The sequence below is a fragment of the Mesorhizobium sp. B3-2-1 genome (genome assembly GCF_006439515.1).
Lineage (GTDB): Bacteria > Pseudomonadota > Alphaproteobacteria > Rhizobiales > Rhizobiaceae > Mesorhizobium.
The window spans coordinates 1-17,603 of the sequence record NZ_VFTI01000049.1 but is presented as its reverse complement, the minus strand read 5'-3'; the positions used below and the strand labels follow the sequence as shown (position 1 = coordinate 17,603).

The following is a 17,603-nucleotide window of genomic DNA, read 5'->3' as shown; positions in this document are numbered from 1 at the left end:
AGCACCAATTTTGCGCCGCCGCAATCGACCCGTTCGCTGGCCCTGCCGATTGACGATCTGTTCAGTCGCGAAGGATTTCCACCCTGCCGCCTCGCGCCCTACATGAAGTTCGAGCGCGAAAAGGAGACCCCATGGGATTGCTGGTCGATGGCAAATGGCAGGAGCGTCCGTCCACAACCAAGAACAGCGGCGGCAAATTCGTGCGGGCGCAATCGCAATGGCGCGACTGGATCACCCGCGACGGAACGCCGGCCGAGGGCCGCAGCCGCGGCTTCAAGGCGGAGCCCGGCCGCTATCACCTCTATGTCTCGCTTGCGTGTCCGTGGGCGCACCGGACGCTGATCTTTCGGGCGCTGAAAAAGCTCGAAGACGTCATTTCGGTGTCCGTGGTCCATCACTTCCTGGGCGCTGATGGTTGGACCTTCCTGGCGCAGGACGGCGGCACCGGCGACGCGCTCTATGGCCTCGATTTCCTGCATCAGATCTACACCAAGGCCGATCCCGCCTATTCCGGCCGGGTAAGCGTGCCGGTGCTGTGGGACAAAAAAGAGCGGACCATCGTCTCCAACGAATCCTCCGAGATCATCCGGATGCTCAATTCCGCCTTCGACGAATGGGGCGACGCAAGCCTCGATTTCTATCCGCATGCCCTGCGTGGCGAGATCGACGCGGTCAACACGCCGGTTTATTCAAACGTCAACAACGGCGTCTATCGCGCCGGCTTCGCCACCACGCAAACCGCCTATGAGGAAGCGTTCGGCGAGTTGTTTTCGACGCTCGATGCGCTGGAGGATCGCCTTTCCAGGCAACGCTATCTGGTTGGTGACCGCATCACCGAGGCCGACTGGCGGCTGTTCACCACTCTGGTGCGCTTCGATCCGGTCTATGTCGGCCACTTCAAGTGCAATATGCGCCGTATCGCCGACTATCCGAACCTGTCGAATTATCTGCGCGATCTCTATTCCGTGCCTGGTGTCGCCGACACGGTCAGCCTGCACCACATCAAGGCGCATTACTATCGCAGTCACGAGACGATCAATCCGAAACGGATCGTGCCGGTGGGACCGGAGCTCGACTATGGCGCGCCGCACGATCGAGCGCGGTTCGGGAAGGCGGCTGCCTGACTACCAATAGGGCGATGCTGGCATGTTGCCGAAGACCTCGGCAATCCGCCGCAGCGTTGCCGGTGTCGTGCCTTCCGGCAAGCGATCGAGCGGGAAGAAGCCGGCCTCGGCGATTTCACGGTCGGGCAGTTTCGGCGCGGTCTGGCTGAAATTTTCGATGAGATAGAAGCCGACATGGTCGCGCCGGCTCGAGCGGCGGTTCAAATGCATCGATTTGAAAACCGGTGGCGCGGTCAGCGCGATGTTGCCTTCCTCGGCCAGTTCGCGCGCCAGCGCGTCGGCCATTATCTCGCCAGCCTCGACACCGCCGCCGGGGAGCTGCCAGCCAGGCACATAGGTGTGGCGAATGAGGAAGACGGAATTGGTGGCGCCATCGTGGATCAGGCCGCGCACACCGAGCGTCATCGGCCGCCGCAGCACGAAATAGAGATGGAACAGGCGGGCCCTCAAACCCGGCCAGCCAGTCTGGCGGAACGGAACCTCGTCGTCGCTCGCCATCAGTCGCGAAACCGTGGGTGGAAAGGGGCGCGCGCGTCGCCTATGAAGGAGGAATGTTCAAGCTCGCGCATATTTCCGATGTCCATCTGGGGCCGCTCCCCGATGTATCCTATCGCGATCTCGCGTCCAAGCGCGTGCTCGGCTACGTCAACTGGCAGCGCAATCGCCGCCGCCACATGCACGATGCCGTCATCGACGCCATCGTCGCCGACATCAAGGCGCAAAACCCGGACCATCTCGCCGTCACCGGCGACCTCGTCAACCTGGCGCTAGACGGCGAGATCGAAATGGCCAAACACTGGCTCGAGACGCTGGGGCCACCGCATGACGTTTCGGTCGTGCCGGGAAACCATGATGCCTATGTGCCCGGTGCCTTCGACAAGATCTGCCGGTCGTGGGCGGCGTGGATGAGCGGCGACGGTGTCAACACGCCGGTCGATCGCAATGCCTTTCCGTATGTGCGCGTGCGCGGCAATGTCGCGCTGATCGGCGTCTCGACGGCGCGCGCCACGGCGCCCTTCATGGCCAATGGTTTCTTCATGGAGGGGCAGGCGGAGCGGCTCGGCAAGATCCTCGAGAGCACGGCGAAGCAAGGGCTGTTCCGCGTGATCATGATCCATCACCCGCCGGTGCGGGGCGCCGTTTCCCAGCACAAGCGGCTGTTCGGCATCGCCCGCTTCCACAAGATCATCCGTCGCCATGGCGCCGAGCTTGTGCTGCACGGCCATTCGCATCTGCCGTCGCTATTCCAGATCGGGCTTCGCGGTGTAAAGGTCCCAGTCGTCGGCGTCGCCGCCGCCGGCCAGGCGCCGGGCGGCAAACAACCCGCCGCGCAGTACAATCTGTTCGAGATTGACGGCGAAAAGGGGGACTGGCGCATCCGGCTGACGCGGCGCGGCCTGACCGGACCGTCCATACCGCCTTCCGACCTGCAGACCCTGGAACTCGGTGTCGAAGCCGGCGAGGCTATGGCCGCCAGTTGAGAACCATGGCGGCGAGGCGGTCCCAAAAGACCGCGGCGGACACCGCGAGGCCAACCAGTCCGCCGGCGGCGATCAGCCCAAGGCCGGACAGGAAGGCCGACCAGCCCTTGCCTTGCGTCGACGCTCGCAGCGGCGGCTCGGCTTCCGCGACCTCGGCGCGTCTCATGCCGGCGACCGCCGGCTCGACGCCACCTTCCATCATCCTCTGGCGCTCGACGATGCGCTCGGCGACATAACGCGTCACGGAATCGGCGACCGGCTTCATCTCGGTCGATTCGGCAAGCACGACACGGCCAACACGGGTGTCCTTGAGGAAGCGGTAGGTGCGGCGGTCGCGCCCCATCGCGACATGGCTGACGGCGTCGATCCACAGGCGCGGCTGTAGCCCCGAGGAGACCACAAAGTCGAAATTGTCCATGTCGGCTGGAACATCGGCAAAGACGGGCGCGAGGTCCGCTGCCAGGAGGTCGAGGCGCATGCGGTGCGCCTCGCGCATGTCGACGACGACATCGTCGCGGTCAGCGAAGGCGTTCTTCACGTCACGGATGGCATCGGACAGTTTGCTTGACGGATCGATCTTCTCGCCTGCGTCCTTCATCGGCGTCTGCCTCGCGGGGTTGGTTAACACGCAGTTAACACAGCCGCCGGCAAAATGCACTGGCGCGATGAAGGCGGCGTCGCGCGGGAAGTGTCAGCCGGTCGCGGCGAGTTTCGGGCGCAAGGGCCTGGCGCGGCGGTTCATGTTGCGCCGGATGATCGTGGCGACCAGATCGGGCGCCTCCTCGATCAGCATATGGCCAGCCCCCAGCACGTGGTGCACGTGAAATCGCGCGGGGAGATTATCCGTTTGGGTAAAGGGCAGCACGGAGTCGTCGCTGCCCCATACCACCATCACCGGCATGGTCAGTGTGTCCAACCGGTCGCGCGGGATGACGCCCTGCCGGTCGTCGCTGGTCATGGCGGCAGCAATCTCTACGAGTTTCTCCATCTGGCCGGGTCGCCTGCGCATGTCCCCAAGGGCGTCCACGGTGTGATCGACGGGTCGCGTCAGTGGTCCCGACATCGCGACGAGGCACGCCCGGATGTCGGATGGGTCCCTCGCGGCGGCAAAGCGGCGCAACAGCGGGCCGTTGATCTCGGGGCCGAAGCCGCCAGGCGCCAGAAGCGTTAGCGACGCCACCCTCTCGGGCTCGGCCAGCGCCATCAGCGTCGCCACCGCGCCGCCCATCGAGTGGCCCACCAGATGAACGCGCCTTACCGATCGTGCGGTGAGATCGGCGAGGACGGCCTTCGCCGCCACCTTGGCCGGGCCGGCACCGGGGAAATCGAGCGACAGCCCGTGTCCGGGCAAATCATAAGCGAGTGTGCGTGCGGCAGGCGACAGCGACGGGACCACTTCGTGCCAAATATCATGGCAGCCGCCGAAACCATGCAGTAGAACGATGCTCTTCGAACCGGCACCTTGTTCGGTGGCATGAAGTGATGAAATCATGAAGCTGGGGACTTGTTGCAGGGCAATGAGAAACGCGAGACCACGATCAATTGTGGCTGGATTGCGCCTCGTCCTGCGCGATGGCCAGTAAAATTTTCGCGATTTGTACGGTTGATGACAGAACTCGCCGGCTAACCGATATTCGATGATCGGTGCGTGCGAAATCGACAATGCTCAGCGCCGTCGATATTGCTTGGCGTTAGCCTGCGCTGCCGAGTCCGGCGGCGCGTAACGCGCCGACCAAGCGCTCGGTCAGATCGGCCGGATATTTTCGGTCTATGAAGGTCGCGCGCGGGTTGGCGGCGAATTTCGGAAATTTGGCGGTCAGTTCGTCGAGCAGCCTGCGCGCCAGATTGTCCCGACCGGCGATCTTGGCGCCGATCAGCCGGGCGGCAAGATAGTGCGACTTCGTTGCGGTTGTTCTGAGAGAAGAACTGGCGATCGCGGCCTTGTTCGTGTCGCCAAGCATAAGTTCGCCGGCGAAAAGTCCAAAATCCCACCATGTCGGATGGCCGCTGGAGGCATCCACCGCCTGGGCCAGGATCGGCGTCCCGTCGGCATACCGGCCGGCGAAAATCAGACCGTAGCCATAAGCGGCGGCCATGGCGAGATCGTAGCGATTGAGGTCATAGGCCTTGCGCATCCAGCGCAGCGCCTCGTCGGCATTGCCAAGACGGGAATTGATGTAGCCGTAAGAGCGATGCGCATAAGGGCTGGTCGGTCCCATCTGCACGGCGCGGTGGGCGAATGTCATCGCCTTCTCGATGGTGGCATCCGGCGGATAGGCGTAGTGGTCACTCACGGCCTCCAGGTGGAGCGAGGCGAGTTCCGAATAGACCAGCGGTGACTTGGCACCGTTTTCGGCGAGGGTTTCGAGGCAGCGATAGGCGTCCTCGTGGGTCCTCGCGTTCTGGTCGAGATAATATTTGTCGTTGAGCGTCAGGCACTGCGTGAGGGCGGTCTGAATGCCGCTTTGTTCGAGATAGCCGTAGATCGTGCCGGAAGCAGGGAGAGCGGACGTCAAGATGCCGGCTATACTGTTCTCGACGGCGGTCGGCGCGCTGTCGGCGGCGGTCAGATTGCGCGACAAAAGCACCCGTCCGGTCGCCACGCTCTGCAGTTCGATCGTGATGTCACCGGTATCCGGCCCAGGCAGAATATCGAAGATGAAGCTCGTGGCATTGGTGGCCGGATCGGTCGTGTCGACCGTGTTGCGACCGATGAAGTCGATCGTATCGAAGCTGCTCAAGCCGGCGCGCAGCGATGCGGCGACACGGCTGGCATCCGTGCCACTGGCCTTGACGGCGATGTAGACGAGCGGCAAGGCCTCGCTGGCGGGGGACGACGCGACGCTGTCGGTCAGGCCCGCGGTCTCGAGCGTGGCCGCAAGGTCGCCGCCTGCCAACAGCGCACCGCCGCCCTGACGCAAGATCAAGACGCCGAGCATGGCGATGACGACGGCGATCGCCATCCAGAAGAATCCGAGGTGACGTGCCACCGACGGCGCCGGCGCGACCATCGGTGCCGGCAAAGTAGCGGCCGGAATGGCACTTTCGGCGGTGCCGCGTTGCGCCGATGGAGCCGCCGCCGCTCCGTTCTGGATGGCGGGTTGGGACGTCTCCGGCAAGCGGATTGCGTTGAGCTCATAGGCCGGGACATAGCCGCCGCGCGGAATGGCTATGCGGACAGGCTCGGCAACACCTTCATTGGCGAAATATAGCTGCAGCAAGTCACGCAGCCGGCCGGCCTGAACCCGCACCACCGCGTCGGTCGAAGGATCGAAATCGCCATCCTTGCCGAAGACATCCATGGCGATAGAAAAGCCCTTGAGCCTGTCGGCTTCGCCTGCCTGTTCGCGCTCGACAAGATAACGCAGCAGCTTGCGTGCCCGTTCGGATCTTCCGAACGTTTCGCTGGCAAGCAGTCGCTCCAATGTTTCGCGCACTGCGGGGGCGGCAGGCGTGGCATGCTGCAAGTGTCGATCCTCTCGAAGTCGGCACAGGTTAAGGCACGGATCATATAATGCCCACACCGCCATACAAGTATACACGCATTATGTGATCGCGTACCTCACTGGATATTTTTCCGGTGGTTAACGACACGGTCGGTGTCGGCCACGCAATGGTCTTGGGAGTCATCATCAGCCAGTCGAGGCCAAAGCCTTGTTCGGGCTTGAAAAATGGCGGCGCGAGGAAGCTACTTCTGCCTTCGCGCCGCCGACCGCCGATGTTATCGCGCCTTGTGACCGACGATACGGTTGGCCGCTGACGTCACCGCTTCCAGCGAGGCAGCGACGATGTTGGTGTTGATGCCGGCGCCGAACAGCTTGCCGCCGGGATACTCCATCTCGACATAGGAGATGGCCGACGCATTCGAACCGCGCTGCATCGAATGCTCGGAATAATCGAGCACCGACATCTCGACGCCGACATGGCGCGACAGCGCGTCGACGAAGCCGTCGATCGGGCCGGTGCCGGTGCCGGAGATCGTCATTTCCTTGCCATTGTCGAGGATGACCGCCTCGACCACGCGCCGGCCCTTCACCTCGGTGTCGGGATAGGTGTGATGGTCGAGGAACTTCAGCCGGGCGCCCGGCTGGTCGACATAGGTTTCGAGGAAGCGGTCATGAATACGTTTTGCCGGTACTTCCTTGCCTTCGGCGTCGGTGATCGCCTGGATCGCCTGGCTGAACTCGATCTGCAGGTTGCGCGGCAGATTGAGGCCGTAATCGGCCTGCAGCACATAGGCGATGCCGCCCTTGCCCGATTGCGAGTTGATGCGGATGATGGCCTCGTAGCTGCGGCCGACATCGGCGGGATCGATCGGCAGGTAGGGCACTTCCCAGTGCGGCGTGTTGGCCTTCTTCAAGGCCTTCATGCCCTTGTTGATGGCGTCCTGGTGCGAGCCGGAAAAGGCGGTGTAGACGAGTTCGCCGACATAGGGATGGCGCTCGGGAATCTTCAGCTGGTTCGAATATTCGTAGACGTCCTTCATCCGGTTGATGTCGGAGCAGTCGATGCCCGGATCGACGCCTTGCGTGTACATGTTGAGCGCCAGCGTGACGATGTCGACATTGCCGGTGCGCTCGCCATTGCCGAACAGCGTGCCTTCGACGCGGTCGGCCCCGGCCATCAGGCCGAGTTCGGTGGTGGCGATGCCGGTGCCGCGATCATTGTGTGGATGCAGCGAGATGATCAGGTTTTCGCGGTTGTCGAGGTTGCGGCACATCCATTCGATGCGGTCGGCATAGATGTTGGGCGTCGACATCTCGACCGTCGACGGCAGGTTGATGATCAGCTTGTTGTCAGGGGTCGGCCTGACGATCTCGGTGACGGCGTTGCAAATCTCCAGCGCGACCTCGAGTTCGGTGCCGGTGAAGCTCTCCGGCGAATATTCGAAGCGATAGCCGCCGCCGGCCTTGGCCGCCATGTCGGTGATCATCTTGGCGGCGTCGGTGGCGATGCGCTTGATGCCGCCGACATCCTTCTCGAAGACGACGCGGCGCTGCAATTCGCTGGTCGAGTTGTAGAAATGCACGATCGGGTTGGTGGCGCCCTTCAGCGCCTCGAAGGTGCGGCTGATCAGTTCGGGACGGCACTGCACCAGCACCTGCAACGACACGTCGGCGGGAACGTTGCCTTCCTCGATGCACCAGCGGGCGAAGTCGAAATCGGTCTGCGAAGCCGACGGGAAGCCGATCTCGATCTCCTTGAAGCCCATGTCGAGCAGCAGGCCGAACATGCGCGCCTTGCGCTCGTGGCCCATCGGATCGATCAGCGCCTGGTTGCCGTCGCGCAGGTCGACCGAGCACCAGATGGGCGCCTTGTCGATGACCTTCGAGGGCCAGGTCCGGTCGGTGAGGCCGACGGTAGGGTAGGGCTGATATTTTCGGGCCGCGTCCGGCATGCCCCGGATTGGTTCCATTTCCTTGCCGGCTACCGCGGCATCATGGCGGATTTCTTCTCGTGCGTTCATCGTCGTTTCTCCCGGCGGCCGGCGGGTCCGCCCTTCAGGCGGATGTGGTGCCAAGCGGCGCCTATACCAGAATTTCGTTCGCTTGATGTGAATTGCCAAGGAGCATGCGCTTGCGCGGCGGTTCGACCGCCGGGCGCTCCTTCAGCGAACCCGGCGATCGCCGATAAGGCCGAGAAGAAGCAGGGTCGAGGCAAGCGCGCGCACGGTCTTGCCGGCAAAGCCGGTCTGACGGGAAGCGATGGTGGCGCGCATGTTCATGGCCGCTCTCATACAGGAGCGGCCTGTTTGAGGCAAGCGGGGCCGGCCCCGTCGAATTTTATCCCTGGGCGGGTGCTCTTCCCCATACGCTGCAAATGGGCCAGAGTTGAACGGTGGCGGGGTGCCGCCGGCAGGGGGTCGTCTATGAATTTCGTGTTCTTCTCGCCGCATTTTCCCGCCAATGGCGCCGATTTCTGCGACCGGCTGAAGAAGGCCGGCGCGACCGTGCTCGGAATTGGCGACGTGCCGTTCGATGCGCTCGATGGCAAGCTGAAGGCATCCCTTTCCGAATACTACCGTATCGCCGACATGGAGGACTATGACGCAGTGCTCCGGGCGATCGGCCATTTCATCCACAAATGGGGCCGCATCGACCGGTTCGAATCGCTCAACGAGCACTGGCTGGAACTGGAAGCCAACATTCGCACCGACTTCAACATCTACGGCACCAAGCTCGATTTCGTGAAGAACCTGAAGCGCAAGAGCCGCATGCGCGCCTTCTTCCGCAAGAGCGGCGTCGAGACCATCGCGCAGCGCAAATGCTCCGACCGGGCCGGCGCCATGACCTTCATCCGCCGCGTCGGCTATCCCGTCGTGGTCAAACCGGATTCAGGCTCCGGCGCTTCGAACACGTTCAAGATCTCCAATGCGAAAGAGCTCGACCAGTTCTTCCGGGACAAGCCGGAGGACGTGACCTTCGTCATGGAGCAGTTCATCGAGGGGCTGGTGGTGACTTATGACGGGCTGGTCAACCGCGACGGCGAGGTGGTGCTGGCGGCCAGCCATCGCTACGATCAGAGCGTCATGGACGTGGTCAACAAGGACCGCCACATGAGCTATACCTGCTTTCCTCGGATCAGGCCTGTCGTCGAGGAGGCCGGCTGCAAGATCCTGAAGGCGTTCGACGTGCGCGAGCGCTTTTTCCACATCGAGCTGTTCGAGACCAGGGACGACCGCATCATCGCGCTGGAGGTCAACATGCGCCCGCCCGGCGCCTGGATGACCGACGCGATCAACTACACGTTCGACATCGATGTCTACGCGGCATGGGCGGACATGGTGGTCAAGGACGCCGCCGGCGGCCCCTATGAGGGCAAGTATTTCACCGCCTATGCCAGCCGCAAGCGCCATCTCGACTATTTGCACAGCCATGCGGACGTGCTAGCCGCGCACGGCGACAAGATCGTCCATCATCAGCCAATAGAAGAGGTTTTCAGCCGCGCCATGGGGAACTACGCCTACCAGATGCGCTCGAAGGACCAGGCGGAACTGCGCGAGGCGGTGGCCTATATTCACGCGGAAAAGGCTTGAAGCCATGGACATTTCCTATCACAAGGCCTTCGCCCGCAACCTCGGCCGCGACATGGAGTACAAGCGCTACGGCCATGCCGGCCGGCCTGTCGTGGTGTTCCCGACCTCGCAGGGCAGGTTCTACCAGTTCGAAGATTCCGGCGGGGTGGGGGCGCTGGCCGAGTTCATCGACACCGGCCGCATCCAGCTGTTCACCGTCGACGGCATCGATTCGGAATCCTTCTTCGCCAGCCATGTCGATGCCGCGCACCGTATCGCCCGCCACGAGGCCTATTTCCGCTACGTGCGCGAGGAGGCGCTGCCGGAATTTCTGGAAACCGCCGCGCAAGCCAACGGCGGACGGCGGCTGAAGCCGCTGTTTTCAGGCTGTTCGATGGGCGGCTATCATTCCTCCAACTTCGTCTTCCGTTTTCCCGAACTCGCCAGCGGCGTCATCTCGCTGTCGGGGGTCTATTCGGCGCGCGATTTCTTCGGCAAGGCGCTCGACGGCGACATCTTCTACAACTCGCCGCTCGATTACCTGCCCGGGATCGTCGACCCGAAACTGCTGGCGCGGCTGAAGACACTGAGGCTGATCTTCTGCTGCGGGCAGGGCGCCTGGGAGGAGCGCATGCTGGTCGAGACGCGCCAGCTGGAACAGATCCTGCGCGACAAGTCCATTCCCGCCTGGGTCGATTATTGGGGTGGCGACGTCAGCCATGACTGGCCGTGGTGGCACAAGCAACTGACCTATTTCTTCGGCCGCTGGCTGGATGACGATCTGATGCACAGGCTGGACTAATGCATGTCGCCCGGAAGTGTCCTCGGTTCCGGGACCACGACATGCATAAAATCAGAAGCTTACAGCAGGTCGCGCGAATACTATTCGACGCGACATGCTGTAAGGTGCATTGATATCCAGCTGGCCTGCGAATGGCTGATGCCTACCCTTCCTGGCAGGCCGGCAGCGGGACGACATCACGTTCCGCCTCCGATCCGCGACGCAGGCCGAGAAAGACGACGAGGGCGGTGACGACGGTGATTGCCGCCAGTACGATCAGCAGCCTGTCGAAAGCCGTTTCGTAGGCCTCGACGAGAACGGTGGCGCTGGCTATCGGCAAATGTTGTGCGGTTGCGCCGACATTGCCGGTCACCAGCAATTGTGCCGCGGCGCCCGCATCGCTGGAAGGCGCAGCACCTCGAGCGGCGAGCTGCGCTGCAGTGAAGCCTGACAGCGTCGCCATGACGATGGCCAGCGCCACGCCCTCGCAAGCAACACGCGTGGTGTTGAAGAAGCCGACCGCCATGCCGGCGCGCTCCGTCGGCACCACGCTGACGGCGAGCCCGTCCATCAATCCCCAGGGCAAGGCGATGCCGGCGCCGATCAGGATCAGCGGCGCGACCAGCGCGACGCCGATCGATGGCGTCAGGCTCAGCCAGACCAAACCGGCCGCCGCGACGAGCAGTCCCACGCCGCAGATCGTGGCCGGGGCGATCCAGCGTGCCAATTGGCCGGCGAGCAGGGGCAGGACCAGCAGTGGCCCGGAGAGGCAGATCATCAATTGCCCGGCCTTGATCTCGCTCATCCCCTCGATGCCGATGAAGCGGATCGGCAAAAGCACAAGCAGGACGACGAAGCCATAGGCGGGCGCCGCCGCCAGAAACTGGACGCCGACGAAGCGCGGATAACGAAACAGGGTGAGATCGAGCATCGGCCGCCGCGCGCGCCGCTCGACGACGACGAACAGCACAAAGCAAAGGAAGGCGATGCCGAGAAGCGTTGCCACCAACGGATCGGCCCAGCCGCTCTGCGGCGCCTGCAGCACGCCATAGGTCAGCGAGGCCAGCGCGATGGTGAAGGTGCCGGCGCCCGCCCAGTCGAGGCCGGTCGCATCCGGGTCACGCGATTCCCTGATCGTGCGCAGGCCGAGGATTGCCGAGGCAACCGCGAGTGCCACGACCAGAACAAAGATCGACCGCCAGCCGAATGCGGCGATGAGCAGGCCGGAGGCGATCGGGCCGAAGGCCAGCCCGATGCCGAAACTGGTGCCGAGGAAGGAGAAGGCGCGCAACCGCAATGGTCCCTCGAATTCCTGGGCAAGTGCGGAGGCGCCGCCGGCGAAGGCCAAGGCACTGCCGAGCCCTTGCGCGGCCCTGAATATGTCGAACCAGGCGATGTCGGGCGCCAGCATCGCGGCGAGCGAAGCGAGGATGTAGAGGGCGAGACCGACGAGGAAGGTCCGCTTGCGGCCATGATTGTCAGCCAGAGCGCCCGCCGCCATCAGGCTGGCGGCGAAGGTCAGCATGAAAGCGTTGGTCACCCAATTGAGCGCGATCGGGCTGCCGCCGAGATCAGCCGCGATGCGGGAAAGCGCAACGGCCGGCCCGGTGAAGGTCAGTGGCATCGTCATGGCGGCAAGGCATACGGACAAGAGCACGAGCCATCTCTCGGCCGGGCCGACGGTGATCTTCAAAGTCATGGGTTTTCCTGTCTGAGCAGTCTGCGCCGGCATGCCGCGCTATCGCGGCGCCGGTCATGCGGACCAAGATAGGTCGGCGACGGCTCCGGAAAAATGGTATTAAATATCTCGACATAACGGACTGAAACGCTCGAATGGAGCAGTTTGATGGATCGCCTCAGCGGCCTTCTGGCCTTCGCCCGTACCGCCGAATTCGGCAGCTTCGTCGCCGCCGGCCGGGCGCTCGGCATCTCCGCTTCCGCAGTCGGAAAAAGTGTCGCGCGGCTCGAACAGGAGCTCGGCGTGCGGCTGCTGCAGCGCTCCACGCGGCGGATCGGCCTGACGGAGGAGGGCAAGCTGTTCAACGAGCGCGTGCGGCGTATCCTCGACGACATCGACGATGCCGAGGCGATGCTGTCGCGGACAAGGGAGACGCCGCGTGGGCGGCTGCGCGTCTCGACCCCGATCGTCACCTATCACCTTTTGCTGTCGGTGCTGTCGGAGTTCATGGCGCGCTATCCCGAGATCGAGCTCGATATCGATTTCAACGACCGGATCGTCGACGTCATCGAGGAAGGCATCGACGTCGCGATCCGCAGCGGCGAGCTGCCCGATTCACGATTGGTGTCGAAGCCCATTGCGCCCTTTCGCATGCTGCTGTGCGCGGCGCCTTCCTATCTCGATCGCCATGGCATACCCCGCGTGCCGGCGGATCTCATCCGGCATTTCGGCATAAACTTCCGCTATCTCAACAGCGGCAGGCTGCTGGACTGGCCGTTCATTACCGGGAGCGCCCAACCGCTGATCCGTTCGATGCTGACGTGCAACAACATGGAAGCCTTGAAGGGCGCCACGATCGCCGGCCTCGGCATCGCCTGCATGCCCGATTTCCTGGTGCGCGAGGCGCTGCGCGAGGACAGGCTGCGCACCGTACTGGACGATCATGTCGATGGCCGTGGCCAGTTCCGGATGCTGTGGCCCTCCAATCGCCATCTGTCGCCAAAGGTGCGCGTCTTCGTCGATTTCCTGCCCGAACGCCTTGCGGCGCGATAGGATCGCACGCTGCTGCGCTTTCACTCCCTGATGCTTCTGGCCACCAGCCGCGCGATGCTCGGGCCGACAAGCAGCACGACCAGGAAACGCGCCGACTGCAGCGCCATGACGAAGGAGATGTCGACGTTCCGCGCCGCGGCGGCGATGATGGCGACGCTGTCCATGCCGCCGGGGCTGGTCGCCAGATAGGCGGTCAGCGGGTCGACGCCGGCGAGATGGCTGAGGAGGAACGCAAGGCCGCCGCAAAAGGCGATCAGCGCGACGATCGAAGCGATGATCTGCGGCAGGGCGCGTGCCGCATGGCGTAGGATCGGTCTGGTGAAGTTCAGGCCGATCGACCAGCCGACCATAGCGTAACTGATCGCCAGCAGCCATTGCGGCAATTGCATCGGCACCCCGAGGCCAAGATGGATCACGGTGCCGAAGATGAAGCTGCCAAGGAAGAAAGGCGAGGGCAGCCGGCAAAGCCTACCCGCCAGGCCGCCGACGATTGCCATGCCGATGGTGGCGGCGAAGGGCTGCGGATCGATCGCCGGGAACCAGTCGATGGGCGGGACCTCGATGCCCGAGGTGTCGACCCACATCTTGGCAACGAGGGCCGCCGTCATCGAAACGAAGATGACGCGCAGATACTGCATGAAGGCGACAAGGCGCTGGTCGGCGCCAAAGGCGCCGGCCATCAGCACCATGGCAGTAGCGGCCCCCGGCGAAGAGCCCCAGACGGCGGTAGTGCCGGGCAGGATGCGCCAGCGGCTGATCAGCCAGCCAAGCAGGCTCGAGGCCGCGACGGTGGCGATCACCACGCCGAGGAACAGCGGCCATTCCTTGTAGAAGACCGCAAAGATATCGGCCGAGATCGAAGCCGCGACGAGGCAGCCGACGACAGCCTGGGCGGAGCCGAACAGAAGGCGCGGCACCCGCACAGTGGCGCCATTGGTGCCGGCGATGATGGCTGCCAGCATTGGTCCGATCAGCAGTGCCGCCGGCAGGGCCGCGAGTTCCAGCGCACCGGCAAACAGGGTGGAGATGACCAGCAGGATCAACCATTGCCATGGCTTGCTCAGCCGCTCCATGCGCTCGATGGCGGGCTGGTCGGGATATGGCTGCTCGGCCTCGGAATCCATGCTCTGGTCTTAGACCGGGCGGCAAGGAATGCGAACCCGCCCGCGTCGAAAAAAGCGACAGCTTCTAGGTATCCGTGCCGAACAAGTGCTCGATCTCTCCACCGCCTATGCGATCGAAATGGTCGGGTACGGAAAACTGGCCAGCCATAAAGCCAACCCGTCGCGCCTGTGCCGGGGGCGATGGATCGAGAGGCATGACTTTGACCAATGGTTTGCCAGCCCTGGCGATGATGAATGGCTCGCCTTTGGCGGCCAGGTCAACGAGACGTGAAAGATTGGCCTTCGCATCGCTAATGTTAACGGTCTGCATCGCGCCGCCCGCCCACCTCAGCCCGTTTTGGCTTCAGCCAGGCCGAAGCCGCCGACCGGGTGGGTCTCCACCTGGAACTCGAAGCCGCCGATTAAGGGGCGTGCCTTGGCGATGGCCGCCTGGACTTCCGGTAGCTGCAGGGATGCCTTGTGGCTTGCCTGATCGGTCCACACTTCGGTCACCCAGATCGCGTCGGCGTCGGCCGGGTCGGTGGCGATGATATAGCTCAGGCAGCCGGGCAGGGCGCCGGTGCTCTCGCGCAGCACAGTCATGACAGCGTCGCGTTGGCCGCGCGCCGCCCGCATCTTGCCGATCAGTCCGTACATGTCCTCGTCCCCTGGGTTGGCGCGAAAGGAGTGTGTTTAGTATGCCGATCGCCGGTCAAGGCATCAACTGGCCGCCATTGACCTCGATCACCTGGCCGGTGATGTAGCCGCTCAACAGGTCCGATGAGAGGAACAGATAGGCGCCGACGCAATCTTGCGCCGTGCCGGCGCGGCCCTGCGGAATGGTGGCGACCATGCCCTTGATCTGCTCGTCGGTCGAATAGCGTTCGTGGAAGGGGGTGAGGATGGTACCTGGCGCCACGGCGTTGACGCGGATGCCGAAGCCGATCAGTTCCTTGGCCATGCCGCGTGTGACGTTGGAGACGAAGGCCTTGGCCGAGCCATAAAGGCCGGCGCCGCCGCCTGCACCATTGCGCGCGGAGATGGACGAGGTGTTGACGATGAAGCCGCCCTGTTTTTTCAGCCACGGGATCGCCTTACGCGAGGCGGTCAGCACCGAGCGTGCGTTGAGATCCATCACCGCGTCGTAATGCGCCTCGGTCTGCTCGGCATAGGGTACGCGGCCGAGCATGCCGCCGGCATTGTTGACGAGCCCGTCGAGGCGGCCGAAATGTCGCGCGCTGTCCTCGACGACGCGTTCGACATCGGCGGGAAGAGAAAAATCGCCCTGGACGAGGAAGACCTCGGCGCCGCCGTCGCCAAGGATCCGGCCGAGTTTTTCGGCGGCGTCGCGGCTGGAATTATAGTGCAGCGCCACTTTGCATTTCTGCTCGGCATAGGCGAGCGCGAGCGCTGCGCCGATGCCGGTCGAGGCGCCGGTGACCAACACCGCCTTGCCGGCGAGATCGGGGATGACAAGACCAAGGGCTGTCTCTGGCACTGCTGTTCCTCCGGGGATTTCCGATATCTTGGCGGGTCTTGCCACCCTTGCATTCAAGTCATTGCCGCTTCAAGGCCTGAGATAGAGATAGCCCTGGCTTTGCAATTCGGCGAGCTTGACGACGCCGCCCTTGTCGGCGGCATGGAATCCGTCGAGCAGATCGGCGAGCGTAATGTCCATGCCGTGCATGGTGTTGCCGCAGGCGTGCGGGTCAAGCCCTTGCTGGACAAGACCGGTAAAGCGCCCCGAAATCGCCGCCGATATGCCCTTCGACTTGAAGGCGGCAAGGGCCGGACCATGCACGACCAGCGCGATATCGACGTTGCCGCCGGTGCCGTCATAGTGGTTCTTGATGTTGCCGAGCACGAAATTGACCTTGTCGAGGTCGCTGAGGTGGTAGGCGACCTTCCGCCTGGCAGGCTCGGTGGTTGCCGCCTGTACCGCCCGCAGGCCGAGAAGGGTTCCAACTCCGGCGAGGGCCGCCTGGAACATGTCACGTCGGCGCATGGCGTCCCCTTCCTGGCTTGCCGGCTTCCCGCGATTTGCGTGGCTCAAGCCGCAATACTAGCATAAATTGACGCCACGTCCTGTCGATGCGGAGGAGGGGGTCACGTGGCGTTCAGTGAATGGAAGACGCTCGCCAGCGCCGGGTTCGGCGCCGCACTGATTGGCGGAGTTGTGGGTTCTGCTTTTGCCGATGATGCGCTCAAGCTCACCGAACTCAGCCCTAAAGGGGCGGACGCCTGCTTCGGCCGGGTCTATGACGCGGCGCACCTCAAGGCGCATCCGAAGCAGAAAGTGGCGCGGATTTTCTTCTACTACGGCCGTGATCCGGTCAGACGTCCGAATGAGGAACCGAGCGCGAATTCCGATACGTCCTACAATGGCTTCCTCACCACCACGGTGCGCGGTGCCAAGGCGCCGGAATGGGCCGGCGGCTGGTGCAATCACCAGTCCGAGGACGGCAAATCGGCCCCGATCCGCTGCGGCATGGATTGCGATCGCACGCTGGCGTCGCTGAAGGTCGACGACAAGGGCAGGCTGATCCTGTCCGATCTGTCGCCTGATATTTACCTCGATGCCGGTTCGGAAGAGGAACTCGGCTCGGCTGAATACGACAGGCAAGCGCTCGGGTCGGAGGACGACAATTTCCGCCTCGACCCAATGCCGGCTGCCACCTGCAAGGCCGAGTTCGCACGCATCGATCCGATCGATCCGGCGCTCGGGGCGCCGTTGCGCGAGCGGCTCAAACCCGACCAGGCCTTCTGTTACGGGCGCGACTATGATGCGGCGCATATGAGTTTGCATCCCGGCCAACTGACGCAGTCGATCCGGGTGTTCCGCGGGCCGGTGGAACTGGCCTCCTTCGCCTCCGGGGGCGATGTCACGAACTGGCCCGACGGCGCCGACATCGCCGTCTCGATCGCCACACGGCAGAGGGGGGCCAAGATCACGCAGACCTATTCGTGCCAGGGCGAAGCCGACCAGTGGCGTTGTGCTGCGAGTTCGAAGATGAGCAATTTTTCCTGCGATATCGCGCAAAAGGAAATCTTCCTCAAGCGCGGCGCCCACGGCACCATCATGCTGGCCAATCCCAACAGCAGCCTGGCGGTTGTCGACCTGTGTTCGAAAGCCGCAGACGGCAAGACCAAGTCGGACGACAAGGTCTATCGGCTGGAATCGATGCCGCAATCAGCCTGCGCGCCTTGAGGCCTGTCGATATTCAGGTGATGCCGGCCTGCGAACGGCGGCTTCCTGCGCTTCCCCGTTCTACTGCGTCGCAGTGGAACTGAGCTCATATGTGGACGGCCCCCTGCTTGCAAGGTTTTGGCTGAAGATGATTTGATCGGATCGCTTGCGCTCATATGTC

At 63.5% G+C, this 17,603-nt stretch carries 17 protein-coding genes; 6 read left to right on the top strand and 11 right to left on the bottom strand.

Translation table 11 applies throughout. The annotated features are described in order from the left end of the window. Positions 1-131 precede the first annotated feature (131 nt). Entirely contained in the window at positions 132-1,124 is a 993-nt protein-coding gene (locus FJW08_RS30945; protein WP_140813600.1) for a glutathione S-transferase family protein, read from the top strand. Here the strand turns inward: FJW08_RS30945 and FJW08_RS30940 are convergent, their stop codons facing one another. Then, positions 1,125-1,622, bottom strand: coding sequence for an NUDIX domain-containing protein (locus FJW08_RS30940; RefSeq protein ID WP_140813599.1), 498 nt, complete (start codon positions 1,620-1,622; stop codon positions 1,125-1,127). A 53-nt stretch (positions 1,623-1,675) separates the two neighbouring features. Between FJW08_RS30940 and FJW08_RS30935 the strand changes: the two genes are divergently transcribed. Further along, entirely contained in the window at positions 1,676-2,605 is a 930-nt protein-coding gene (locus tag FJW08_RS30935) for a metallophosphoesterase (RefSeq protein WP_140813598.1), read from the top strand. On the opposite strand, the gene FJW08_RS30930 is transcribed toward FJW08_RS30935, so the two are convergent. The 4 genes from FJW08_RS30930 to leuA form a co-directional block, all read right to left on the bottom strand. Next, positions 2,589-3,203, bottom strand: a complete 615-nt coding sequence (locus FJW08_RS30930; protein ID WP_140758538.1) for a hypothetical protein — start codon at positions 3,201-3,203, stop codon at positions 2,589-2,591. The two genes, FJW08_RS30935 and FJW08_RS30930, sit on opposite strands and share 17 nt — an antisense overlap. A gap of 93 nt (positions 3,204-3,296) precedes the next feature. Further along, the gene (locus FJW08_RS30925) at positions 3,297-4,097 is read right to left on the bottom strand and encodes an alpha/beta fold hydrolase (RefSeq protein WP_140813597.1); all 801 of its coding nucleotides are present in this window, start codon (positions 4,095-4,097) and stop codon (positions 3,297-3,299) included. Between the two features lie 199 nt (positions 4,098-4,296). Then, on the bottom strand, positions 4,297-6,072 hold the full coding sequence (locus FJW08_RS30920) for a hypothetical protein (RefSeq protein ID WP_140813596.1): 1,776 nt from the start codon (positions 6,070-6,072) through the stop codon (positions 4,297-4,299). 254 nt (positions 6,073-6,326) lie between these two features. Further along, positions 6,327-8,072 (bottom strand): 2-isopropylmalate synthase, encoded by a 1,746-nt coding sequence (leuA, locus tag FJW08_RS30915; RefSeq protein WP_140813595.1) that lies wholly within the window; start codon positions 8,070-8,072, stop codon positions 6,327-6,329. Positions 8,073-8,474: 402 nt separating this feature from the next. On the opposite strand from leuA, the gene FJW08_RS30905 reads away from it, so the two are divergent. After that, positions 8,475-9,641 carry an ATP-grasp domain-containing protein gene (locus tag FJW08_RS30905; protein ID WP_140813594.1) on the top strand — a complete coding sequence of 389 codons (1,167 nt, stop codon included), beginning with the start codon at positions 8,475-8,477 and terminating at the stop codon, positions 9,639-9,641. Positions 9,642-9,645: 4 nt separating this feature from the next. After that, on the top strand, positions 9,646-10,422 hold the full coding sequence (locus FJW08_RS30900) for an alpha/beta hydrolase-fold protein (protein WP_140813593.1): 777 nt from the start codon (positions 9,646-9,648) through the stop codon (positions 10,420-10,422). Between the two features lie 142 nt (positions 10,423-10,564). Here FJW08_RS30900 and FJW08_RS30895 read toward each other — a convergent pair whose 3' ends face one another. After that, positions 10,565-12,100 (bottom strand): MFS transporter, encoded by a 1,536-nt coding sequence (locus FJW08_RS30895; protein WP_140813592.1) that lies wholly within the window; start codon positions 12,098-12,100, stop codon positions 10,565-10,567. Positions 12,101-12,247: 147 nt separating this feature from the next. Here FJW08_RS30895 and FJW08_RS30890 point away from each other — a divergent pair, with 147 nt between their 5' ends. Next, positions 12,248-13,132, top strand: a complete 885-nt coding sequence (locus tag FJW08_RS30890) for a LysR family transcriptional regulator (protein WP_140813591.1) — start codon at positions 12,248-12,250, stop codon at positions 13,130-13,132. 20 nt (positions 13,133-13,152) lie between these two features. On the opposite strand, the gene FJW08_RS30885 is transcribed toward FJW08_RS30890, so the two are convergent. The 5 genes from FJW08_RS30885 to FJW08_RS30865 all read right to left on the bottom strand — a co-directional run bounded on the left by FJW08_RS30885 (position 13,153) and on the right by FJW08_RS30865 (position 16,240). Continuing rightward, positions 13,153-14,256 carry an AbrB family transcriptional regulator gene (locus tag FJW08_RS30885; protein ID WP_140813590.1) on the bottom strand — a complete coding sequence of 368 codons (1,104 nt, stop codon included), beginning with the start codon at positions 14,254-14,256 and terminating at the stop codon, positions 13,153-13,155. A 64-nt stretch (positions 14,257-14,320) separates the two neighbouring features. Next, complete coding sequence (locus tag FJW08_RS30880; RefSeq protein WP_140813589.1) at positions 14,321-14,566, bottom strand: type II toxin-antitoxin system Phd/YefM family antitoxin; 246 nt, start codon at positions 14,564-14,566, stop codon at positions 14,321-14,323. Between the two features lie 17 nt (positions 14,567-14,583). Continuing rightward, on the bottom strand, positions 14,584-14,892 hold the full coding sequence (locus FJW08_RS30875) for a putative quinol monooxygenase (RefSeq protein WP_140813588.1): 309 nt from the start codon (positions 14,890-14,892) through the stop codon (positions 14,584-14,586). A gap of 55 nt (positions 14,893-14,947) precedes the next feature. Next, positions 14,948-15,733: an SDR family oxidoreductase gene (locus tag FJW08_RS30870; protein ID WP_140813587.1), complete on the bottom strand. Its 786-nt coding sequence runs from the start codon at positions 15,731-15,733 to the stop codon at positions 14,948-14,950. Between the two features lie 69 nt (positions 15,734-15,802). Beyond that, a complete protein-coding gene (locus FJW08_RS30865; RefSeq protein ID WP_140813586.1) occupies positions 15,803-16,240 on the bottom strand; it encodes a DsrE family protein in 438 nt (145 codons plus the stop codon). Between the two features lie 105 nt (positions 16,241-16,345). Here FJW08_RS30865 and FJW08_RS30860 point away from each other — a divergent pair, with 105 nt between their 5' ends. Continuing rightward, a complete protein-coding gene (locus tag FJW08_RS30860) occupies positions 16,346-17,443 on the top strand; it encodes a hypothetical protein (RefSeq protein WP_140813585.1) in 1,098 nt (365 codons plus the stop codon). Positions 17,444-17,603 lie beyond the last annotated feature (160 nt).